This is a genomic window from Achromobacter mucicolens, from assembly GCF_902859725.1.
GTDB lineage: Bacteria > Pseudomonadota > Gammaproteobacteria > Burkholderiales > Burkholderiaceae_B > Achromobacter > Achromobacter mucicolens.
The window spans coordinates 336,175-359,947 of sequence record NZ_CADIJP010000001.1 but is presented as its reverse complement, the minus strand read 5'-3'; the positions used below and the strand labels follow the sequence as shown (position 1 = coordinate 359,947).

Genomic DNA, 23,773 nt, shown 5'->3' with positions numbered 1-23,773 from the left:
GCCGCCTCGCGCGGCCGTGGTGTAATTCGGCATTCACTATATATAGGCGCCGCCGCGACGCGTTCGTGGCGGCGCGCTTGCTTCCCGGACTGGGACAGCAGGCACAAGGATCGCCATGAAACAATACCTGGACCTCGTTCAATCCATCCTCGACACCGGCTCGTGGCAGGAAAACCGGACCGGCATCCGCACCCTCAGCATGCCGGGCGCCTCGCTGCGCTTTGACCTGCAGCAGGGCTTTCCCGCCGTCACCACCAAAAAGCTGGCGTTCAAGTCGGCCATCGGCGAAATGGTGGGTTTTCTGCGCGCCTCGCGCAGCGCGGCGGAATTCCGCGATTTGGGTTGCAAGGTCTGGGACCAGAATGCCAACGAGAACGCCCAGTGGCTGGCGAACCCCTATCGCGAAGGCCCGGACGACCTGGGGCCCGTGTACGGCGTGCAGTGGCGCCAATGGCCGGCCTACAAGATGCTGGACGCCAGCCGCCCCGCCCAGATCGAGGATGCGTTGTCGCGCGGGTACGCCAAGGTGGCCGACTTGATTCAGGACGGCGAGCCGAAGGTGCTGCTGTACAAGGCGGTCGACCAATTGCGGCAATGCCTGGACACCATCCACGAACGCCCGGGCGACCGGCGCATCCTGTTCCATGGCTGGAACTGGGCGCAGATCGAGGAAATGGCGCTGCCCCCCTGCCACCTGCTCTACCAGTTCCTGCCCAACGCGACGACCCGCGAGATCTCGCTGTGCCTGTACATCCGCTCCAACGATGTGGGCCTGGGCACGCCGTTCAATCTGACCGAAGGCGCGGCGCTGCTGCACCTGGTCGGCCGCCTGACCGGCTATACCCCGCGCTGGTTCACCTATTTCATCGGCGATGCGCACATCTACGAGAACCATCTGCCGATGCTGCGCGAGCAACTGACGCGAACGCCATATGAGTCACCCCGCCTCGTGCTGTCGGACCGCATTCCCGACTTCGCCGTGACCGGCCGCTACGAGCCCGAGTGGCTCGAGAAGGTCGAACCTGGCGATTTCTCATTGTCGGGCTACACGCACCACGCGCCCCTCACGGCCGCAATGGCCGTCTGACCCCGGCGCCGGCCTGGCCCGGCGCCCGCCTTTCAGGGCTGATCCGCAACCCGCCGGACGACCATCCGGCGCCCCATTCCTTGCACGTCCCGCAGCAGGTGAAGATTGGTGAGCTTCTGGAAGCGTGATTTCGGTATAACCCATCCCTTAGCCTCGGACGCGCGTCCAGCATGCCGCGCGCCCCGTCGCTATCGACCGGCCCTCGCGGCGCGCCATGCCGAACGCCCGAACCGCGCCGACCGCTGGCGTTGCCCCGCCCAATCCCCCATCCCTATAAAGAGAGTGTGAGAATCGCCAGCGACGAGAGCAGGATCCTCCTTGCGACCGTAATGCAACTGTTGACTACCAATTGAATTGAAAATCGTGCCCCGCGCCGCCGCCGCATGCGCTTAGGACAGGACCCCACAAATGCTCGTTGGAACTTATAACCCTTCGCTCGTCCTCGTATCCTTAGGGGTCGCCATCCTGGCGTCGTATACGGCGCTGGGCATGGCCAACCGCGTGAAGGCATCGAGCGGCCTGCCTGCCGCGAAGTTCTGGCTGGCGGGTGGCGCGTTCGCGATGGGCATCGGGATCTGGTCCATGCACTTTGTGGGCATGCTGGCCTTCAGCCTGCCCATCCCGATGGGGTACGACCTGCCGCTGACCGTGCTGTCGCTCGCCATCGCGATCGCCTGCTCGGCCTTCGCGCTGTGGATGGTCTGCAAGGACGAGCTGCCGTGGCGCAGGCTGGCGGCCGGCGCGCTGCTGATGGGATCGGGCATCGCGGCGATGCACTACGTCGGCATGGCGGCCATGCGCATGGCGCCCGGCATCGATTACGACCCGACATGGTTCGCGCTGTCCGTGGTGATTGCCGTCGCCGCGTCGGGCGCGGCCCTGTGGATCACCTACCGTCTTCGGCAGGACGGGCCGCGCGTGGCGCTGTCGCGCCCGGCGGCCGCGGGTGTCATGGGGCTGGCGATCGTCGGCATGCACTACACCGGCATGGAAGCCGCGGGGTTCCCGGCCGGCAGCATCTGCATGGCGGCCGACGCCGGCATCTCGGCCGGCTGGCTGGCCATCGCCGTGACCGCGGTCACGCTGAGCGTGCTGGCCATCGCCCTGGTCGTGGCCGTGCTGGACAACCGTCTTGAGGCGCGCACGTCCGCCCTGGCCTCGTCCCTGGCCGAAGCCAATGAAGAACTGGTGCAACTGGCGCTGCACGACACCCTGACCAAACTGCCCAACCGCATCCTGCTCGAAGACCGGATGGAACAGGCCATCGAAAGCGCGACCCGCCGCCGCGGCCATTTCGCGGTGCTGTTCTTCGACCTGGACGGTTTCAAGGCCGTCAACGACGCCTACGGCCACCATACCGGCGACGCGCTGCTGATCGATCTGGCGCAGCGCATCCGCCAGGCGCTGCGCACGCAGGACACCGTCGCTCGGCTGGGCGGCGACGAGTTCATCGTGCTGAGCGAGGTCATTGAACCGACCGACGCGGCCAACGTGGCGGACCGGCTGATCGAGGCCATCGGCCGTCCGGTCACGGTGTACGGCCACGACGTGCTGGTGACCTCCAGCGTGGGCATCGCGGTCTTCCCGAACGATGGCGAGGACACCCACTCCTTGCTGACCAATGCCGATGCGGCGATGTACCACGCCAAGCGGCTGGGCGGCACCGGCTACAGCTTCTTCGAGCCGTCCATGAACGCGGACGCGCACGAGCAGATCGAGCTGCTGCACGACCTGCGCCTGGCGCAGGAGCGCGGCCAGTTCGTCCTGCACTACCAGCCCAAGTACGAGGCGCCGGCCGGCCCGATCATGGGCGCCGAGGCGCTGCTGCGCTGGAACCATCCCACGCGCGGTCTGGTGGGCCCGGACCAGTTCATTCCGACGGCGGAAAAGACCGGCCTCATCCTCTCCATCGGCGAATGGGTCATCAACGAGGCCTGCCGCCAGATGCGCGAGTGGATCGACGTCGGCCAGGGGCACTGGACCATCGCCGTGAACATCTCAGCGCTGCAGTTCTCGCATTCGAGCTTGGTGGAAACGGTGCGGTCGGCGCTGGCGCGCCATGGCGTGCCGCCTGCGTGCCTGACCATCGAAGTGACCGAATCGACCGCCATGCGCGACGCCGAGACGAGCCTGACGGTGCTCAAGCGCCTGTCCGAACTGGGCGTCACGATCTCCATCGACGACTTCGGCACGGGTTACTCCAGCCTGCTCTACCTGAAGCGGCTGCCGGCGACCGAGCTGAAGATCGACCGGGGCTTCGTGAACCAGCTGGACAACGACAATGAAGATGCGGCCGTCGTGTCGGCCATCATCGCGCTGGCGCAGCAGCTGAACCTGCGCATCGTGGCCGAAGGCGTCGAGACCGCCGCGCAACAGAAATTCCTGACCGGGCTGGGCTGCGACTCGCTGCAGGGCTTCCTGCTGGGCAAGCCCATGCCGGCCACCGAGTTCCTGGAACACGCGGAAAACTGACAGGGCGGGCGCCGCAATTTGCTACGCTTACGGCATTCTTCCGGCTCAATCCTTACCCGTTCACAGCACGCATGCCCGCCAGCCTTACCCTGATCGTCGCCTATTCCACCAACCGCGCCATCGGCCGCGACAACGCCCTGCCCTGGAAACTGCCGGGCGACCTGGCGCATTTCAAGCGCAGCACGCTGGGCCATCCGATCATCATGGGCCGTAAGACGTGGGATTCGCTGGGCCGTCCCCTGCCCGGCCGCAGCAACATCGTCATCAGCCGCAATCCCGATTTCAGCGCCGCCGGCGCCATCCTTGCGCCCACCCTTGAGGCGGCGGTGGCCGCGTGCGGCGACATCGACGAAGCCTTCGTGATCGGCGGCGCGCAGATCTACGCGCAGGCCCTGCCGCTGGCCCGGCGCGTTCTGGCCACCGAAGTCCATGCCGACGTCGAGGGCGATGCGTTCTTTCCGCTGCTGCCCTCGTTCCAATGGAAGGAAACGGCGCGCGAACCGCAGCCCGCCGAAAACGGCTACGACTACGACTTCGTCACGTACGAACGCGCCTGACGACTCCCCCCTAGGCCGCGCCCGCATTGCGCATGAAGCGCCACAGCGCGGGCGCCGCCGAGTACGCCACGTTAAAGCGCACCCACGCCGTGTCGGCCTCGTCCGCTTCGAAGTAGGAGCCGGGCGCCAGCCAGATGCCGTCCTTGAGCGCCAGCTCCGCCAGGCCATTGGCGCCGCGTTCGCGCCACTGCCCCGCCACCTTCGCCCACAGGAACAGGCCGCCCTGCGGCCTGCCATGGATTTCAAAGCCGTGCTGACGCATCTGCTCGGCCACTTCCGTATGCGCCTCGGCCAGCCGCTCGCGGGTACGCGCAATATGCGCGCGGTAGCGGCCCTCCCGGATGACCTGGTGCACGATGCGCTCCATGATCTCGGGTGTGGTCAGGCCCACCGCCATCTTGGTGCGGGCGATGTCGCGCACCAGATCGCGGTGCGCCACCACATAGCCCACACGCACGGACGGACTGATGACCTTTGAGTAGCCGCCCAGGTAGACGACCCGGCGCGCGCCATCCAGCGCCGCCAGCATGGGCGTGACACCCGGCGCCAGCTCGCGCGAGATGTCGTCTTCCACCACCCACAGCCCGTGCCGCTCGGCCGCTTGCAGGATGCGGAACGCATTGGCCATGGTGATGCTGGCGCCCGACGGATTTTGCAGCGCGGTGTTGATGAAGAGCGCGCGCGGCCGGTGCTGGGCCGCCACCTGCTCAAGGGCGTCGCAGTCCAGGCCGTCGGCCGTCCTGGGAACCGCGATGACGCGCAGGCCGGCCAGGCGCAGCATCTGCAAGAGATTGGCGTAGGCCGGCTGCTCGACAATCACCGTGTCGCCCGGCCGCAGTAGCGTGCGGATCACCGTGTCCAGCCCATGGGTCACGCCCTGCGTCAGCAGCACCTGCGACGCCTCGACTTCCATGCCCTGCGCGCTCAGGCTGGCCGCGATGGTCTCGCGCAGCGGCGCGTAGCCATAGGGATGCCCGTAATTGGCGATCCGCATCGCGGGCACGCGCCCCATGTGGCGCAGCGCCACGTGCAGGCCTTCTTCGTTCAGCCATTCGCCGGGCAGCCACCCGCACCCCGATTTGATGGGGATGGAGTGGTCGGCAAAGATGTCCGACAGCAGCCACCCCGCGTTCAGGCGCGGCGGCTCCCAGGAGAGCGGTTCGGCGCGGCGCGTGGGCGCGTCGGGCGATGCCACCCGGTAGCCCGCGCCGGGCCGCGCGGCCAGCCAGCCCTGCGACACCAGCCGGCTGTAGGCGCTGGCCACGGTGAAGGTGCTGACGCCGTACTGGCGCGCGAACTCCCGGACCGAGGGTAGGGACATACCCGGACGCAGGGTCTGTGCCTCCACGGCGCGCAGGATCGCCGCGACCAGCTGTTCGACGAGGGTGGGCGCGGCCCCGCGGCCGCGGACGGGTTGGAAGTCGATCACAAGCAAACTGTACAGTTGTGGTGCCGACAACTATACAGTTAGCGGCAAATGCGCGGATCGTATATTTTCATTCCCGGCGGGACGTTCCAGAATCGTCCGAATCCCGCTGGCCGCGCGCGTGTTGCGGCGGCCACGGTTGTCCCTCTTCTGGAGTCACCATGAACGCCCCCGCCCAGTTGCCCGACCTGTCCCATCTCTGGATGCCCTTCACTGCCAACAAGCAGTTCAAGGCCCAGCCGCGCATGCTGGCAAAGGCCAAAGGCATGTATTACACGTCCACCGACGGCCGCCAGATCCTGGACGGCACGGCCGGACTGTGGTGCGTCAATGCCGGGCACGGCCGCGAGGAAATCGTCGAGGCCATCGCCCGCCAGGCCGGCGTCATGGACTACGCGCCGGGCTTCCAGCTGGGCCACCCGCTCGCCTTCGAGGCTGCCACCGCGGTCGCAGGCCTGATGCCGCAGGGCCTGGACCGCGTGTTCTTCACCAACTCCGGCTCCGAATCCGTCGACACCACGCTCAAGATCGCCCTGGCCTATCACCGCGCGCGCGGCGAAGGCCAGCGCACGCGCCTCATCGGCCGTGAACGCGGCTATCACGGCGTGGGCTTTGGCGGCATCTCGGTGGGCGGCATCTCGGCCAACCGCAAGACGTTCTCCGGTGCGCTGCTTCCCGCCGTGGACCACCTGCCCCACACCCATAATCTTGAGCAGAACGCCTACTCGAAGGGCCAACCCGCGTGGGGTGCGCACCTGGCCGAAGAACTTGAGCGCATCATCGCCCTGCACGACGCCTCGACCATCGCCGCCGTGATCGTCGAGCCGATGGCCGGCTCCACGGGCGTGCTGATTCCGCCCAAGGGCTATCTGGAAAAGCTGCGCGAAATTACCGCCAAGCATGGCATCCTGCTGATTTTCGATGAGGTCATCACCGCCTACGGCCGCCTGGGCGCCGCCACAGCATCCGAATTCTTCGGCGTGACGCCCGACATCATCGCCATGGCCAAGGGCGTCAGCAACGCGGCCGTGCCGGCCGGCGCGGTCGCCGTCAAACGCGAGGTACACGACGCCATCGTCAACGGCCCGGCGGGCGGCATCGAGTTCTTCCACGGCTACACGTATTCGGCGCACCCGCTGGCGGCCGCCGCCATCCTGGCCACGCTGGACATCTACCGCCGCGAAGACCTGTTCGGCCGTGCCCGCAAGCTGTCGGGCGCATTCCAGGAAGCCGCGCACAGCCTGAAGGGCGCGCCCAACGTCATCGACGTGCGCAACCTGGGCCTGGTGTCCGGCATCGAACTGGCGCCGCGCGCGGGCGCCCCGGGCGCACGCGCCGCCGAAGTCTTCCAGCGCTGCTTCGACAGCGGCCTGATGGTGCGCTACACCGGCGACATCATCGCCGTCTCTCCCCCGCTGATCATCGACGAGGCCCAGATCGGCCAGATCTTCGAGCAGATCGGCAAGATCCTGAAAGAGGTTGCCTGAGTTCCCATCCTGTCGCGCGCCCGCGGCGGCGTGCCATCCGCACACGGGCGGCCGCCGGCCGCCCCGCTGCATTTTCTGACGTATTCCCGCATCGAGCCTTGCACCCATGAAGAAGATTCCGCATTTCATCAACGGCCAGCCCTACGACGGCGGCAGCAGCCGCTACGCCGACGGCTTCAACCCGGCCACCGGCGAGATCTCCTCGTCCATCCCGCTGGCATCGAACGACGACGTGGCGATGGCCGTGGCCGCCGCCAAGGCCGCCTTTCCCGCCTGGTCGGAAACCCCGGCGCTCAAGCGCGCCCGCATCCTCTTCAACTTCAAGGCGCTGCTGGACCAGCACCAGGATGAACTGGCCGAACTCATTACCCGCGAACACGGCAAGGTGTTCTCGGACGCCAAGGGCGAAGTGATGCGCGGCATCGAGATCGTCGAGTTCGCCTGCGGCATTCCGCAACTGCTCAAGGGCCAGTATTCCGACCAGATCGGCGGCGGCATCGACAACTGGAGCATGCGCCAGGCGCTGGGCGTGGTGGCCGGCGTCACGCCGTTCAACTTCCCGATGATGGTGCCGTGCTGGATGTTCCCGGTGGCCATCGCCTGCGGCAACACCTTCGTGCTCAAGCCGTCCGAGCGCGATCCGTCCGCGTCCGTGCGCCTGGCCGAACTGCTAACCGAAGCGGGCCTGCCGCCCGGCGTCTTCAACGTGGTCCACGGCGACAAGCAGGCGGTCGACGCCCTGATCGCGCACCCCGACGTTGAAGCCCTGTCCTTTGTCGGCTCCACGCCGATCGCCGAATACATCTACGCCGAAGGCACCAAGCGCGGCAAGCGCGTGCAGGCCTTGGGCGGCGCCAAGAACCACCTGGTGGTCATGCCCGACGCGGACCTGGATCAGGTGACCGACGCACTCATGGGCGCGGCCTATGGTTCCGCGGGCGAGCGCTGCATGGCCATTTCGGTGGCCGTGGCGGTGGGCGACGTGGCCGACAAGGTGGTCGAACGCCTGACGCCGCGCGTCAAGGCGCTGGTGGTCAAGGACGGGATGCAACCGGACGCCGAGATGGGTCCGCTGGTCACCGCGCAGCATCGCAAGAAGGTGATGGGCTACATCGAGGATGGCATCGCCTGCGGCGCCGACCTGGTGGTGGACGGCCGCGACCTCACGGTGCCGGGCAACGAAAAGGGATTTTTCCTGGGCGGCACGCTGTTCGACAACGTCAAGCCCGCCATGAACATCTATCGCGAAGAGATTTTCGGGCCGGTGCTGTGCATCGTGCGCGTGCCGGACTTCGCCAGCGCGGTGGACCTCATCAATGCGCACGAGTTCGGCAACGGCGTGGCCTGCTTCACGTCCGACGGCGGCGTAGCGCGCGCGTTCGCGCGGCAGATCAAGGTCGGGATGGTGGGCATCAACGTGCCGATCCCCGTGCCCATGGCGTGGCATTCGTTTGGCGGCTGGAAGCGTTCGCTGTTCGGCGACCACCATGCGTATGGCGAGGAAGGCATCCGCTTTTACTCGCGCTACAAGAGCGTGATGCAGCGCTGGCCCGACAGCATCGCCAAGGGCGCCGAATTCACGATGCCTGTAGCGAAGTGACGCCCCCCCCGAGGCGCGTAGCGCCTCCCCCCAGGGGGCGTCGCAGCGGACCGGCAGAGCCCGGATCCGCGCGACCCCGCTTGGGAAGCAATGCTTGATTGAGGCGCGTCATTGTTGCCTTGAACTTAAGGGGCGCGCCTTCCGAATATCTGTACGACAGGGGGAAACCTGATGCGCATCGGGATCGGCGGCTTTCAGCATGAGACCAATACGTTCGCGCCGTCGCGCGCGGCGTGGGAGGATTTTGCGGACAAGGGTGGAGGATGGCCGAAGCTGGTCAGCGGACCCGCAATGTTCGAGGCGGTGGCGGGGGCCAATATTCCGGTGGCGGGATTTATCGAGGCCATGGGGCAGCATGCGTTGATACCCACGACGTGGGCCGCGGCCAGTCCCTCCGGGCATGTGACCCGCGATGCGTTCGAGCGCATCAGCGCGATGATTCTGCAAGGGCTGTCGCAGGCGATGCCGCTGGACGGCGTGTATCTGGATCTGCACGGAGCGATGGTCACCGAGCATCTGGACGACGGCGAAGGCGAACTGCTCAAGCGCGTGCGTGAACTGGTCGGCCCCAATGTGCCCATCGTCGCCAGCCTGGACCTGCACGCCAACGTGACTCGCGCGATGGTGCGCCATGCCGATGCGCTGGTCTGCTATCGCACCTATCCCCATATCGACATGGCCGAGACCGGCCAGCGCGCCGCAAACCTGCTGGCGCAGCGGCTGGGAGGCATGCCGCGCCATTACGTTGCGCTGCGCAGCCTGCCCTTCCTGATTCCGCTGTGCTGGCAGTCCACCGACATCGAGCCGGCCCGCAGCCTGTATCAGCTGCTCGGCGATCTGGAGGCGCGTGGCGCGGCCAGCAGCATCTCCTTTGCGACCGGGTTTCCGGCCGCGGATTTTCCCGAATGCGCACCCACGGTCTGGGCCTACGGCATGACGCAAGCCGAAGCCGACGCCGCCGCCGACGAGATGGCGCGCGCGGTCGAGAATGCGGAACAGGACTTCGGCGGCAAGCTCTACACGCCGGACGAAGCCGTGCAGGAAGCGTTGCGCCTGGCGCGCGATGCGTCCAAGCCCGTGGTCATTGCCGATGCGCAGGACAACCCGGGCGCTGGCGGCAGTTCCGACACCACCGGCGTGCTGCGCGCGCTCATCCGCCACGATGCGCGCGATACGGCGATTGGTCTGATTGTGGACCCGGCCGCCGCGCTGGCCGCGCACCGCGCCGGCGCTGGAAATACCCTTCGGATTGCACTGGGTGGACATTCGGGTATTCCCCACGACGAACCCCTGGACACCGAGTTCATCGTCGAGAAAACTTCCGATGGACGCTTCGATACGCATGGTGCGTTCTATCGCGGCTTTCACATGGATCTGGGCCCCAGCGCGTGCCTGCGCATCGGCGGCGTGCGCATCATCCTGGCCTCCAACAAGGTGCAGATGGCCGACCAGGAGATGTTCCGGTTCGCTGGCGTGGAACCCACGCGCGCCGCGATCCTGGTGGTCAAGAGTTCGGCGCACTTTCGCGCCGATTTCACCCCGATCGCGCACACGATCCTGGTGTGCGCGGCGCCCGGTTCCATGCTGATGGATGCGGCAAAACAATCATGGACACGGTTGCGTCCCGGCATCAGAATGGCGCCTTGCGGGCCGGTGTTCGACGGCCGGTCTGCAGCGACAGCCTGACCCTCGCGCGCCGCTTCACCGCGGCGCGTCAACGACGTAGCGGCCCATGCGCCGCTCACAACGCTTCAAGGGGAAATACATGCTCAAGTTTGTCCGAGCGGCCGCGCTGGCCGGCGTCACTCTCGCGATGGCTCACGGAGCCTACGCCGAGACCGTCATCAAGTCGGTGATGCACTCGCCACTGCGCCTGACCGATCCGCACGCCACCACCGCCTACATCACGACGTGGCACGGCTACATGATCTACGACACCTTGCTGGCCACCGACGCCGACAACAAGGTGCAGCCGCAGATGCTTGAGAAGTGGGAAGTCTCGCCCGACGGCAAGACCTACACCATGACGCTGCGCCCCGGCCAGAAATGGCATGACGGCCAGCCGGTGACCGCCGAGGATTGCGTGGCGTCGATCAAGCGCTGGGCCGCCGGCGACGGCATGGGCCGCACGCTGCTCAAGTTCACCGACAAGATCGAAGTCATCGACGACAAGAGCTTTCGCATCGTCATGAAGGAACCCACGGACCTGGCGCTGCGCGCCCTGTCCAAGCCCACCGGCACCGCGCCGTTCATGATGCCCAAGCGCATCGCCGAACAAGCCATCGGCAAGCCCATCACCGACATGACGGGCTCTGGCCCGTTCAAGGTCGCCGAGTTCAAGCCGGGCGTGAAGACCGTCTACGTCAAGAACACCGACTACGTGCCGCGCAAAGAGCCCGTCAGCGGCCTGGCTGGCGGCAAGGTCGTGCACGTCGACAAGGTCGAGTGGGACGTGATGCCCGACGCCCTGACCACCGCCAACGCGCTGCTGGGCGGCGAGATCGATTTCGTCGAGCAGTTCCCGTATGACCTCTTGCCGATGATTGAAGGCAATCCGGATCTGAAGGAAGAGTCGCTCAGCCCGGTCGGCTACTTCACGATGTACCGCTTCAACTTCAAGTACCCGCCCTTCAACAACAAGAAGATCCGCCAGGCCGCCATGTACGCGATCGGCCAGGAAGACGTGATGAAGGCGCTGGTCGGCAATCCCAAGTACTGGAAGACCTGCGCCTCGCTGTGGGGCTGCGGCACGCCGCTGGAAAGCGATATCGGCAAGGACATGATCGTCCCGTCCAACATCGAGAAGGCCAAGGCGCTGCTCAAGGAAGCGGGTTACGACAACACGCCCATCCTGGTCATGCACGCCACCGACGTGGGCACGCTGTCGGCGCAACCGGTCGTGATGGCCGCGGCGCTGCGCAAGGCGGGCTTCAACGTCAACCTGGCGGCGATGGACTGGCAAAGCGTGGCCACGCGCCGCGCCTCGAAGGCCGCACCGGCCGAAGGCGGCTGGAACATCCACAACACCAACTGGTACGCCACCGACGTGATGGACCCGGTGCGCTCCGCCCCCGCGGCCGCCAACGGCGACAACGCGTGGTTCGGCTGGCCCGACTTCCCGCAGATCGAAGAACTGCGCACGAAGATGGCGCTGACCTCGGACCCGGCGGCACAAAAGAAGATCTCCGAGGAAGTGCAGCGCATCGGCATCGACGAAGGCCTGTACGTGCCGCTGGGCCAGATGTCCGTGCCCACCGTCTACTCGACCAAGCTGTCGGGCCTGGTGCACGCGCCGGTCTTCGCGTTCTGGAACGTCAAAAAGGCCCCTTGATGGGCTCGGGGCCTGCGCGCCGCAGCAAGCAGTCCGCGCAGGCCTAATTGGTACAGGGGGAAATACATGCTGGCATTTGTCTCACGCCGGCTCCTCGCGACCATCCCAGTCCTGGTGATGGTCGCGGTGGTGGTCTTTGCGATATTGCGTTTCAGCCCCGGAGATCCGGCCATCATCATGGCGGGCGACGGCGCCACGCCCGAACGTATCGTCCAGATACGGCAGACGATGGGCCTGGACCAGCCGGTGGTCAAGCAGTTCTTCATCTGGGGCGGCAAGCTTCTGCAGGGCGATCTGGGCACCTCGCTGATGTCCGGCGTGCCGGTCACCAAGCTCATCGTGCAACGCCTTGAACCGTCGCTCAGCCTGGCCGTGCTCACGCTGGTGTTCACGCTGCTCGTCGCCATTCCGCTTGGCGTGCTGGCGGCATGGCGACAGGGCAAGCTGCTGGACCGCGCCGTCATGGGTTTCTCGGTGCTGGGCTTTTCCGTGCCGGTGTTCGTGACCGGCTACCTGCTGATCTGGGCCTTCGCCATCAAGCTGGGCTGGTTCAACGTGCAGGGCTATGTGCCGCTGGAAAAGGGATTCTGGCCGTTCCTGCATCGGCTCATCCTGCCTTCGCTGGCACTGTCCACGGTCTACGTGGCGCTGATCGCGCGCATCACGCGCACCAGCGTCATCGAGGTCATGGGCGAGGACTTCATCCGCACCGCCCGCTCCAAGGGCCTGGGCGAAACCGGGGTGCTGCTTGGCCATGCGCTGCGTAACGCGGCCGTGCCCATCGCCACCGTCGTGGGCGTGGGCATCGCGCTCCTGATCAGCGGTGTCGTCGTCACCGAGTCGGTGTTCAACATCCCGGGCCTTGGCCGGCTGGTGGTCGAAGCCGTGCTGGCGCGCGACTACCCCGTCATCCAGGGCCTGACGCTTTTCTTCGCGTTCGTCTACGTGTTCATCAATCTTGTTGTCGATTGCGCCTATACGGTGTTCGACCCGCGGATCAGGTACTGACACCATGAGCATGCAAACGCCAACCGACGCCGCCGCGCAGGCGGCCGCCGACCTCCCCGGAGGCGGCACCCCGCACACCACCGCCTGGCGGCAGATCCGCCAGGGGCTCAAGAGCTGGCCCGTCATGCTCGCGCTGGTGGTGCTGGCGGCGATCGTCTTCGTCGCCGTGTTCGCGCCGCTCCTGGGCACGGTCGATCCCACCCTCCTCAATCCGGGCGCGCGGCTCAAGCAGCCCTTTACCGACTATCTGCTGGGCACGGACGCGTTCGGCCGCGACGTGTGGTCGCGCGTCGCCTACGGCGCGCGCATCTCGCTGATCGCGGGGCTGGGCGCCGCCGTGGTCAGCGTGGTCATCGGACTGGTCATCGGCGTCATCGCCGGCTGGTTCCGGTCGCTGGACGGTCCGATCATGCGCACCATGGACGCCATCATGGCGATCCCCGGCATTCTGCTGGCGATCGCGCTGGTGTCGGTCACGGGCGCCAGCATCACGACCGTGCTCGTGGCCATCACCATCCCGGAAATCCCGCGGGTGGTGCGCCTGGTGCGCGGCCAGATCCTCAGCGTGCGCGGCGAGCCCTACGTCGAGGCCGCGCTGGCGCTGGGCACGCCGCTGCCGCTGCTCTTGTGGCGGCACATGGTGCCCAGCACGATCGCACCGCTGACGGTGCAGGGCACCTACGTCTTTGCGTCCGCCATGCTGACCGAGGCCATCCTGAGCTTCCTGGGCGCGGGCATCCCGCCCGAGATCGCGTCCTGGGGCAACATCATGTCCGAAGGCCGCATGTACTTCCGCATGCTGCCCGGCCTGATCCTGTTCCCCGGACTGTTCCTGTCGCTGACCGTGCTCAGCGTGAACATCCTGGGCGACGCCTTGCGCGACGCGCTGGACCCGAAAATGGTGCGCAGGATCTGATGCCGATGAACTATTCCCCCAATCCCCCCGCGGGCGATACCTCGTCCGCCATCCTGGCCATCCGCAACCTGTCTGTCGAAGTCGCCGGCGCGGGCAACCGCGTCGTGCGCAACCTGAGCCTGGACGTGCATGCCGGCGAAACGGTGTGCGTGGTCGGCGAGTCCGGTTCGGGCAAGTCCGTCACGTCGCTGGCCGTCATGGGCCTCTTGCCGCAAGGCATCCTGGGCATCAGCGCGGGCTCGATCCGCGTCGAGGGCGAGGACGTGGCCACGGCCACGCAGCGCCGGCTGCGCGAGCTGCGGGCCACCCGCATGGCGATGGTCTTTCAGGAACCCATGACCGCCCTGAACCCCGTGCACACGGTGGGCAAGCAGGTCGACGAGGTGCTGCGCCTGCACCGCAAGAACATGTCGGCGGCCGAGCGCCGCGCCAAGGTGCTGGACATGTTCCAGTCCGTGCACCTGCCCGACATCGAGCGCATCTACGACGCCTATCCGCACCAGCTTTCCGGCGGGCAGCGCCAGCGCATCGTCATCGCGATGGCGCTGATCCTGGAACCCAAGCTGCTGATCGCCGACGAGCCGACCACGGCGCTGGATGTCACCACGCAAAAGCAGATCCTCGCGCTCATCAAGGAGCTGCAGGTCAAGCACCGGACGGCAGTGCTGTTCATCACGCACGACTTCGGCGTGGTGGCCGAGATCGCGGACCGCATCGTCGTCATGAACCGCGGCGACCTGATCGAAAGCGGCTCGCGCCACGAGATCCTGGCCGAGCCCAAGCAGTCCTACACGCGCCGGCTGGTGTCGTCGGTACCCAGCCTGGTGCCCTCGCGCCGCGAGCCGCCCGGCGGCACGCCGGTGCTGCACGTCAAGGGCCTGGGCCGCACTTATGGCGCCAAGGGCTCGCTGTTCTCGCGCAAGGCGGCGCAGCACGTCATTGCCGCCACCGACGTCAACCTGACCCTGCGCAAGGGCGAGATCCTGGGCATCGTCGGCGAATCGGGGTCGGGAAAGTCGACGGTCGCGCGCTGTATCGTGCGGCTCATCGAGCCCACCGCCGGCCACATGATGATGGGCGGCGAAGACCTCAGCACGCTGTCCGGCTCGGCGCTGCGTCCCGTGCGCCGCCGCATCCAGATCGTGTTCCAGGATCCGTACCGGTCGCTCAACCCGCGCCGCACGGTCGGCGAATCCATCATCGAAGGCCTGCTGAATTTCGGCGTGCCGCGCGACGAGGCGCTAAAGCGCGCCAGCGAAACCCTCAGCGTGGTGGGCCTGAGCCCCGACGCGATGCGGCGCTATCCCCACCAGTTCTCCGGCGGCCAGCGCCAGCGCATCTGCATCGCGCGCGCCCTGGTCATGGATCCGGAAATCCTGGTGGCCGACGAAGCCGTCTCGGCGCTGGACGTGTCGGTGCAGGCCCAGGTGCTGGAGCTGCTGGAACAGGTGCGCGAGCGCACCGGCGTGGGCGTGCTATTCATCACGCACGACCTGCGCGTGGCCGCGCAGATCTGCGACACCATCATGGTGATGCAGCGCGGGCAGGTGGTGGAAACCGGCTCGGCAGAAACCGTGCTGACCGAACCCCGCCACCCGTACACCCGCGCCCTGATCGATGCCGCCCCGGGGCGCGACTGGGACTTCCGCAACTTCCGGCCGATCGCGCCTGGCCTATTGCCTGTCGCTCCCCCAGCCGCCTCCCCGGCCGCCTGAGGCCTTTTTCGCATCACTGGAACCGAGATGCCGCAACCGCATGAAATGTCCGCCCAGGAACTCCTGCAGGCGTATCGCAGCAAAACCCTGTCGCCCGTCGAGGCCACGCGTGCCGTGCTCGATCACATCGAGCGCTGGGAGCCTCGGCTGCACGCGACTTATGCGCTGGATCCGGAAGGCGCGCTGGCCATGGCCCGCGCGTCGGAAGCCCGCTGGATGAAGGGCGAGCCGCAGTCCTGCGGCGGATTTTCGCTGGATGGCGTGCCCGCCACCATCAAGGAGAACATCGCCACCCGTGGCGTGCCCGTGCCGCTGGGCACCGCGGCCACCGACCTCACCCCGGCGGCGGCCGACGCCCCGCCGGCGGCGCGCATGCGCGAGGCGGGCGCCGTCCTGCTGGGCAAGACCACCATGCCCGACTACGGCATGCTGTCCTCCGGACTGTCGAGCTTTCATGAACTGACGCGCAACCCCTGGGACCTGACCAAGAATCCGGGCGGCTCCAGCGCGGGCGCCGGGGCGGCGGCCGCCGCCGGCTATGGCCCCCTGCATATCGGCACCGACATCGGCGGCTCGGTGCGTCTGCCCGCCGCCTGGTGCGGCATCGCCACGCTCAAGCCCAGTCTGGGCCGCATTCCCATCGATCCGCCCTTCATGGGCCGCTGCGCTGGCCCCATGACGCGCACCATCACCGATATGGCCCTGATGATGGGCGTGCTGTCGCAGCCGGACGCCCGCGACCACATGAGCCTGCCCTTCCAGGAGATCGACTGGCTGAACCTGGACCAGGACGTGCGCGGCCTGCGCATCGGCCTTTTGCTGGACGCGGGCTGCGGTCTGCCGCTGGATCCGGAAACCCGCGATGCGGTCGAAGCCGCCGCGCGCGCCTTCGAAGCGGCGGGCGCCATCGTCACGCCCATGCAACCCTGGATGACGCCCGGCATGCTGGACGGCGTGGACCGCTTCTGGCGCACCCGTTCGGCCATCGACCTGGCGGCGCTGTCCGAAGAACGCCGCGCGAAGATCCTGCCCTTCATCCGCGCCTGGGCCGAAAGCGGCGGCGGCCACAGCGGCGAAGACGTTTTTCGCAGCTACTACGAAACGCTGAATGTGCGGGCGCGCACGGTCGCCGCCTGCGCGCCGTTCGATTACGTGCTGTCGCCGGTGGCGCCGGTGGTGGCCTACAACGCCGAGTGGCCCTCGCCCACCAACGAGGTCGCCACCACGATGCACCACATCGGGTTCACGCTGCCCTTCAACATGAGCGAGCAGCCCGCGGCTTCGGTCAATTGCGGCTACACGAAGGCGGGCCTGCCGATCGGCCTGCAGATCGCCGGCGCGCGCTTTGACGACCTGGGCGTGCTGCGCGTGGCGCGCGCGTGGGAACGGATGCGTCCCGCGCAGCGCCCCTGGCCGCAGCCGGTGTCGGCCCACTGACTTTCCACGGCAACCCACAGGAACATCCCATGCGTTGGCTTCTGGCAATGATCAAGCACGAGACGAACACGTTTTCGCCCGTGCCCACCCCCCTTGAGCGCTTCTTTCGCGGCAGTCCCGAGATCCTGGCCGGCGAGCGCGCCATCAAGGCCTACGAGAACACCGACAGCGGCCTGGGCGGCTACATCGAGGTCGCCCGCCGCGAAGGCGCGGAAATGGTCGTGCCGGTCGCGGCCGAGTCCTGGCCCAGCGGTCCCGCCAGCGCGCAGACGCATGAGCGCCTGTGCACGCTGATCCTGGACGAGGTCAAGCGCGGCGGTTTCGACGCCATCCTGCTGGACCTGCACGGCGCGATGGTCGCCGAGGGCGTCGAGGATGCCGAGGGCGACCTGCTGCGCCGCCTGCGCGAGATCGACCCCACGACGCCCGTCGCCGTGACGCTGGACATGCACGCCAACATCTACGACGACATCGTGCGCAACGCCACGGTGATCAGCGGCTTTCATACGTACCCGCACGTGGACATCCGCGATGCGGGCGTGCGCGCGGCGAACGTCATCGTCCGCACGCTCAAGGGCGAGATCAAGCCGGTGATGACCTGGGCCAACAAGCCCATGCTGCCGCACATCATGTGCCAAGGCACGCATGCCGCGCCCAACAAGCCGCTGCAGGAGCGGTGCAAGGAACTGGAAGCCGGCGGCGTGCTGGCGGCCTCGGTTTTCGTGGGCTTTCCCCACGCGGACATCCGCGAGGCGGGCCTGAGCGCCGTCGTCTGTACCGACGGCAACCTGGCCGAAGCCGAACAGCATCGCGACGAATTGCTGGACCGCGCGTGGCGCGGCCGCGCCGACTGGGTGTTCCATTCCGAGCCGCTGGCGCCCACCATCGCGCGCGCCAAGGCCATCGAACAAGGCCCGGTCGTGCTGCTGGACCACTACGACAACACGGGCTCGGGCGGGACAATGGACACGACGGCCGTGCTGGCCGAGGTGCTGCGCCAGGAACTGGACAACGTCGTCTTCTACGCCATCTGCGATCCGCAGGCCGCGCGCGAGGCCGCCGCTGCGGGCGTGGGCAACACCGTCACGCTCAAGCTGGGCGGCAAGCTGCCCATGCCGGCCATCAAGCAGCCCAGTGAACCGCTGGAGGTCACCGGCCGCGTCAAGCTGGTGTTCGACGGCGTCTACCTGAACCGCGGCCCCATGTATCGCGGCGTGCGCAACGACACGGGCCTGACGGTGGTCATCGACACCGGCCGGGTGGAGATCGTGGTGGTGTCCCGCCACCAGGAGCCCTTCGACATCAACTGCCTCCTATCGGCGGGCATCGATCCGCTGCAGAAGCGGTATGTGGTGCTCAAGAGCCGCATCCACTGGCGCGCGGGATTCTCGGAGATGGCCACCGAGATCATCGAATGCACCGGCGTGGGCGTCACGACCTCCGACTATGCCCAGCTTGATTTCAAGCACGTTCGACGTCCGATCTATCCGCTGGACTCCATCTGAGCCCTGGCACTTTGTCGACAAAAAAGCCGGCGCACCCGCGCCGGCTTTCATTTTGAAATCTTCGGTAACTGCGCGCGGGTTTGCGGGACACGTGTCTCGGTATACTCCGCCGCGGGCCTGACAGGCCGATGAACACGCGTATCCAGGAACGGTTCCGCTCGCGCGGACGCGAGTGGCGCAGTTGGCCGCCGCTGCCGGATATGACTCGACAATCAACGATATAAGCAGAGCGATGAAAAAGAGCGTAGCGATCACCCTGGGCGTGGTCATAGTGGGAGCGGGAAGCTGGGTCGGCGCCACGTGGTACACCGGCAAGCGCATCGAAGAAGACACGCAGCGTTACCTGGCGCAGGCCAACGAGAAGCTGGCCAAGGTCACGCCCCTGTTCGGTCTGCGCATCGACCAGCTCAAGTACGAGCGCGGCCTGTTCTCCACGCAAGCGCGCTATGGCGTGTCGTTCATCAAGAACGACAAGGGCCTGGACGACCTGCCCGGCGGCATGATCGAATTCGACGCGAACGTCGAGCACGGCCCCTTCCCCAAGAGCGCCCTGGCGCGCGGCGCCATTGCGCCCAAGCTGGCGTTCATCCACGCCGAGATCGCCAAGACGGACAACATCAAGCCCGTCTTCGAGCTGACCAAGGACGTGTCCCCGCTGATGAGCGACGCGATCGTCAGCTACAGCGGCAACGCAGTGACGACCGCCGCGGTCGCCCCCGTTACCGTCACGCACGACGGCAACGCGCTGGACTTCAGCGGCATGCGCATCGAAGGCACCTTCGACCGCGCCACCCAGGCGGTCACCGCGCACGGCGTGATGGACAAGCTGGCCGTCGACGGCACCAAGAGCAGCGACCCCGTGAAGATGACCGTGGCGGGCCTGACCATGGACGTCGACAGCCGCATGGGCAAGTTCGGCATTTCCATGGGCAATTCGGACCTGAAGATCAAGCGCGTGGACGTCCTGCGCCCCACCGACGACATGAAGGTGGCGCTGGACAACTTCAGCTATGGCGTGAAGCTGTCCGAGGACGACAAGGCGATCAATGTGCAGGCCGCCTATCAGACGGGCGACCTTACCGTGAACGACGTCGTGCTGGGCAACGGCCAGGCCGTGGTGAAGCTTGCCCGCCTGGACGGCCAGGCCGTCAAGCAACTGTCGGACACCTACAACCAGCTGATGCGCCAGTACATGCTGGGCGCCAGCGACGAAGGCCTGAAGGACGAACAGTTCGACGTCCTGCTGGACAACGCCGGCAAGCTGCTGGCCGGCAATCCTTCGTTCAGCATCGATCCGCTGAGCTGGAAAACGGCCAAAGGCGAAAGCAAGCTGACGTTCACGCTTGAAATGGCCAACCCGGCCAACGCCAAGGACCTGACCCCGCAGGAAATCGCGGTGCAGGCGATCAAGAAGATCGACGCCTCGCTGGTGATCTCCAAGCCGATGGTGCAGGACCTGATGGTGCAGTACGCCATGAAGAAGGAAGGCCTGACCGCCGAGAAGGCCGCGGCCGACGCCGACGAGAGCATCCGTCAGATGGCCGGCATGGCCGAAATGATGAACGTCGGCAAGAACGACGGCGACAACATCGTCGGCAAGTTCACGTTCGCCGATGGCATGGGCGATCTGAACGGGCAGAAGATCCCCGCCGATGAACTGTTCAGCGGCCTGCTGGGCGCCACGGGCATGAACGGCATGGACGATGACGATGAGCTGTCGGGCATCGGCATGGATTCCGACGAGGAATCCACCGCCGCCGCCGCACCGGTGGCGGGCGTCATGCAGGACTTCAACCTGGACGACGTCGCCAACATGCTGGACGACATGGGCTACACCGTCACCCGCACCGATGGCACCGACGGTCCCGTGCTGGTCCTGAACCCGGGCACCACCGGCGCCACCGACCTGCGCCTGGAGTTCCTGTGCAACGACTTCACGGAAAAGTGCCTGGACCTCGTGGCGACCGCCACGTATGCCACCAAGAAGCCGATGTCGCTCAAGGCGATCAACGCTTGGAACCAGGAATACCGCTGGAGCCGCGCCTACCTGGATGACAAGAACCAGGCCGTGCTGCAGATGGACATGAACGCCGAAGGCGGTCTGGGCAAGGACAACCTGCAGATTCTGCTCAACACCTTCATCAGCATCGCCGAAGACTTCGGCGCCGCGGCGAAAGCGCCCGCGAAGTAATGCGCGGCCGGCCTGGCGCCGGCCCCAAACAAAAGCCCCCGCCTGCGAAGGACGGGGGCTTTTTTATGCTGCCAAGGACTATGCGTAAGCTTCGATCGGCAGGCAGGCGCAGACCAGGTTGCGATCGCCGTAGGCGTTGTCCACGCGGGCGACCGGCGGCCAGTACTTGCCGTCGCGCAGCGTTGCCACCGGGTAGGCGGCCTGCTGGCGCGGGTAGTCGTGCAGCCATTCCTCGGCCAGCAGCATCTGGGCGGTGTGCGGTGCGTTCTTCAGGACGTTGTCGTCACGGTCGCGTTCACCGCGTTCGACCTGCGCGATCTCTTCGCGGATGGCGATCATCGCGTCGATGAAACGGTCCAGTTCGGCCACGCCTTCGGATTCGGTCGGCTCGACCATCAGCGTGCCGGCCACCGGGAAGCTCATCGTGGGCGCATGGAAGCCGTAATCCATCAGGCGCTTGGCGATGTCTTCGGCGCTGATGCCGCTGGTTTCCTTGAGCGGGCGCACGTCCAGGATGCACTCGTGCGCCACGCGGCCGTTGCGGCCAGCGTACAGGACCGGGTAGTGGTCGCGCAGGCGGGTGGCAATGTAGTTGGCGTTCAGGATGGCGACTTCGGTGGCGCGGCGCAGGCCGTCCGCGCCCATCAGCGCGATGTACACAAACGGAATCGGCAGGATGCCGGCCGAGCCGAACGGGGCGGCCGAGACCGGGCCGACTTTGGCGTCGCCCGGCAGCTTGCCCTGTTCGTTCACGACGCCCGGCAGATAGGGCGCCAGGTGCGCGCGCACCGCCACGGGGCCCACGCCGGGGCCGCCGCCGCCGTGCGGGATGCAGAAGGTCTTGTGCAGGTTCAGGTGAGACACGTCCGAGCCGAACTTGCCCGGCTTGGCCACGCCGACCATTGCGTTCATGTTGGCGCCGTCCAGGTACACCTGGCCGCCGGCCTGGTGGACCAGATCGCAGATTTCGGTCACGGCTTCTTCGAACACGCCGTGCGTGGACGGGTACGTGATCATCAGCGCGGCCAGCTTGTCGCCGACCTGCGCGATCTTGGCGCGCAGGTCCGTGAGGTCCACGTTGCCGTTGGCGTCCGAGGCCACCACCACCACGTCCATGCCGGCCAGCTGCGCCGAGGCGGGGTTGGTGCCGTGCGCCGACGACGGGATCAGGCAGATGTTGCGCTGGTGCTGGCCGTTGGCCTGGTGGTAACCGCGAATGGCGAGCAGGCCCGCGTATTCGCCCTGCGCGCCCGAGTTGGGCTGCAGGCTGATGTTGTCGTAGCCGGTGATTTCGCACAGCGCGGCCGACAGGCGGTCGATCAGTTCGACGTAACCCTGGCTTTGCGAGGCGGGCGCGAACGGGTGGATCAGCGCGAATTCGGGCCAGGTGATGGGGATCATCTCGGCCGTGGCGTTCAGCTTCATGGTGCACGAACCCAGCGGGATCATCGTGCGGTCCAGGGCCAGGTCCTTGTCGGCCAGCTTGCGCAGATAGCGCAGCATGTCGGTTTCGGACTGGACGCTGGAGAAGATGGGATGCGTCAGGATGGCGCTTTCGCGTGCCACCGAGGCGGGGATGCCACTGGGGGCCGCGGCGTCGAGCGCGTCGATGTCGAGTTCGACGTCATCGCGCTCCAGGCCGGCGGCGAACACATTGACCAACGCCTGCAGGTCGGCCACGGTGACGGTTTCGTCCAGCGAAACCGCCAGGCGCGCGCCGTCGACGCGGCGCAGGTTGATGTGGGCGCAGTCGGCGGCCGTCAGGATGGCAGGCGTTGCGGCGCCGGTTTCCAGCAGCAGCGTGTCGAAGAAGGTGTCGTTGACGACCTTGACGTCCAGCTTGATGAGTTCGGCGCGCAGGATCGCGGTGGCGCGCTGCACGCGCTCGGCGATGCGGCGGATGCCGGCGGGACCGTGCCACACGGCGTACATGCCGGCCATCACGGCCAGCAGCACCTGCGCCGTGCAGATGTTGGAGGTGGCCTTCTCGCGGCGGATGTGCTGTTCGCGCGTCTGCAGCGCCAGGCGCAGCGCGGGGTTGCCCTGCGCGTCCTTGGACACGCCGACCAGGCGGCCGGCCATGTTGCGCTTGAAGGCGTCCTTGCAGGCCATGAAGCCCGCGTGCGGACCGCCAAAACCGAACGGCACGCCGAAGCGCTGAGCCGAACCGACGGCGATGTCGGCGCCCCACTCGCCCGGGGCGGCCAGCACGGCCAGCGCCAGCAGGTCCGTCGCGCACGCCACCACGGCGCCTTGCGCATGGGCGGCTTCGGCCAGCTTGCGGTAGTCGGACACGGCGCCCGTGCTGTGCGGGTATTGCAGCAGCACGCCGAAGCACTCGGGCAGGCCTTCGGCTTCGTCGCCGATGCGGATCTCGATGTCCAGGCCTTCGGCGCGCGTGCGCACGACTTCGATGGTCTGCGGATGCACGTGGCGCGAGATGAAGAACACCGGGCTCTTGGACTTGGCGCTGCGGCGCGCGAGCGTCATCGCTTCGGCGGCGGCCGTGCTTTCGTCCAGCAGCGAGGCGTTGGAGATGTCCAGGCCGGTGAGGTCGGCGACCATGGTCTGGTAGTTCAGCAGGGCCTCCAGGCGGCCCTGCGAGATCTCGGGCTGGTACGGCGTGTAGGCCGTGTACCAGGCGGGATTTTCAAGAATGTTGCGCAACACCACGTTGGGCGTCTGCGTGCCGTAGTACCCCTGCCCGATGTAGCTGCGGTAGACCTTGTTGCGGCCCGCCACCTGCTTCAGTTCGGCCAGCACGTCGGCTTCGCTGCGCGAGGCGGGCAGCGCCAGCGGCGCCTGGCTGCGGATCTTGGGAGGCACGACTTCTTCGATCAGGGCGTCCAGGCTGTCGCTGCCGATCACGGCAAGCATGGCGGCCTGGTCGGCGTCGGATGGGCCGATATGGCGGGGAATGAAGTCGGTATGGGTGTCTAGGGCGCGCGACATGGGGAGATCTCGGGGTAGCGGGTGTCGTCCTGAGGACGGACGGTATTGCGTCTGGCGAGGGCGGCGGCGCCAAGACGGCCCGCCTCCCT

General features: G+C 67.0%; 15 protein-coding genes. 13 read left to right on the top strand and 2 right to left on the bottom strand.

Going from position 1 to position 23,773, the window contains the following annotated elements; translation table 11 throughout:
• The first annotated feature begins 115 nt into the window (after window positions 1-115).
• The 3 genes from HV786_RS01555 to HV786_RS01545 all read left to right on the top strand — a co-directional run bounded on the left by HV786_RS01555 (window position 116) and on the right by HV786_RS01545 (window position 4,116).
• A complete protein-coding gene (locus HV786_RS01555; protein ID WP_128828979.1) occupies window positions 116-1,087 on the top strand; it encodes a thymidylate synthase in 972 nt (323 codons plus the stop codon).
• 408 nt (window positions 1,088-1,495) lie between these two features.
• Window positions 1,496-3,559, top strand: a complete 2,064-nt coding sequence (locus HV786_RS01550) for a putative bifunctional diguanylate cyclase/phosphodiesterase (protein ID WP_175209797.1) — start codon at window positions 1,496-1,498, stop codon at window positions 3,557-3,559.
• Window positions 3,560-3,630: 71 nt separating this feature from the next.
• Window positions 3,631-4,116, top strand: a complete 486-nt coding sequence (locus tag HV786_RS01545; RefSeq protein WP_062839986.1) for a dihydrofolate reductase — start codon at window positions 3,631-3,633, stop codon at window positions 4,114-4,116.
• Between the two features lie 10 nt (window positions 4,117-4,126).
• Here HV786_RS01545 and HV786_RS01540 read toward each other — a convergent pair whose 3' ends face one another.
• The gene (locus HV786_RS01540) at window positions 4,127-5,545 is read right to left on the bottom strand and encodes an aminotransferase-like domain-containing protein (protein ID WP_056325966.1); all 1,419 of its coding nucleotides are present in this window, start codon (window positions 5,543-5,545) and stop codon (window positions 4,127-4,129) included.
• Between the two features lie 158 nt (window positions 5,546-5,703).
• Between HV786_RS01540 and aptA the strand changes: the two genes are divergently transcribed.
• The 10 genes from aptA to HV786_RS01490 all read left to right on the top strand — a co-directional run bounded on the left by aptA (window position 5,704) and on the right by HV786_RS01490 (window position 20,732).
• Complete coding sequence (aptA, locus tag HV786_RS01535) at window positions 5,704-7,029, top strand: omega-aminotransferase AptA (RefSeq protein ID WP_056325267.1); 1,326 nt, start codon at window positions 5,704-5,706, stop codon at window positions 7,027-7,029.
• A 106-nt stretch (window positions 7,030-7,135) separates the two neighbouring features.
• On the top strand, window positions 7,136-8,629 hold the full coding sequence (locus tag HV786_RS01530; RefSeq protein WP_128828980.1) for a CoA-acylating methylmalonate-semialdehyde dehydrogenase: 1,494 nt from the start codon (window positions 7,136-7,138) through the stop codon (window positions 8,627-8,629).
• Between the two features lie 171 nt (window positions 8,630-8,800).
• Window positions 8,801-10,315, top strand: a complete 1,515-nt coding sequence (locus tag HV786_RS01525; protein ID WP_128828981.1) for a M81 family metallopeptidase — start codon at window positions 8,801-8,803, stop codon at window positions 10,313-10,315.
• Between the two features lie 79 nt (window positions 10,316-10,394).
• Entirely contained in the window at window positions 10,395-11,960 is a 1,566-nt protein-coding gene (locus HV786_RS01520) for an ABC transporter substrate-binding protein (RefSeq protein WP_128828982.1), read from the top strand.
• Between the two features lie 66 nt (window positions 11,961-12,026).
• Entirely contained in the window at window positions 12,027-12,968 is a 942-nt protein-coding gene (locus HV786_RS01515; protein ID WP_128828983.1) for an ABC transporter permease, read from the top strand.
• Between the two features lie 10 nt (window positions 12,969-12,978).
• On the top strand, window positions 12,979-13,884 hold the full coding sequence (locus HV786_RS01510) for an ABC transporter permease (RefSeq protein WP_128829043.1): 906 nt from the start codon (window positions 12,979-12,981) through the stop codon (window positions 13,882-13,884).
• A 5-nt stretch (window positions 13,885-13,889) separates the two neighbouring features.
• Complete coding sequence (locus HV786_RS01505) at window positions 13,890-15,599, top strand: ABC transporter ATP-binding protein (RefSeq protein WP_056325253.1); 1,710 nt, start codon at window positions 13,890-13,892, stop codon at window positions 15,597-15,599.
• Between the two features lie 27 nt (window positions 15,600-15,626).
• Window positions 15,627-17,036: an amidase gene (locus HV786_RS01500; RefSeq protein ID WP_175209795.1), complete on the top strand. Its 1,410-nt coding sequence runs from the start codon at window positions 15,627-15,629 to the stop codon at window positions 17,034-17,036.
• Window positions 17,037-17,065: 29 nt separating this feature from the next.
• Window positions 17,066-18,541 (top strand): M81 family metallopeptidase, encoded by a 1,476-nt coding sequence (locus tag HV786_RS01495; RefSeq protein ID WP_128828984.1) that lies wholly within the window; start codon window positions 17,066-17,068, stop codon window positions 18,539-18,541.
• A gap of 232 nt (window positions 18,542-18,773) precedes the next feature.
• A complete protein-coding gene (locus HV786_RS01490; protein WP_128828985.1) occupies window positions 18,774-20,732 on the top strand; it encodes a DUF945 family protein in 1,959 nt (652 codons plus the stop codon).
• 78 nt (window positions 20,733-20,810) lie between these two features.
• Here the strand turns inward: HV786_RS01490 and gcvP are convergent, their stop codons facing one another.
• A complete protein-coding gene (gene gcvP / locus HV786_RS01485; protein WP_128828986.1) occupies window positions 20,811-23,684 on the bottom strand; it encodes an aminomethyl-transferring glycine dehydrogenase in 2,874 nt (957 codons plus the stop codon).
• Window positions 23,685-23,773: the final 89 nt, after the last annotated feature.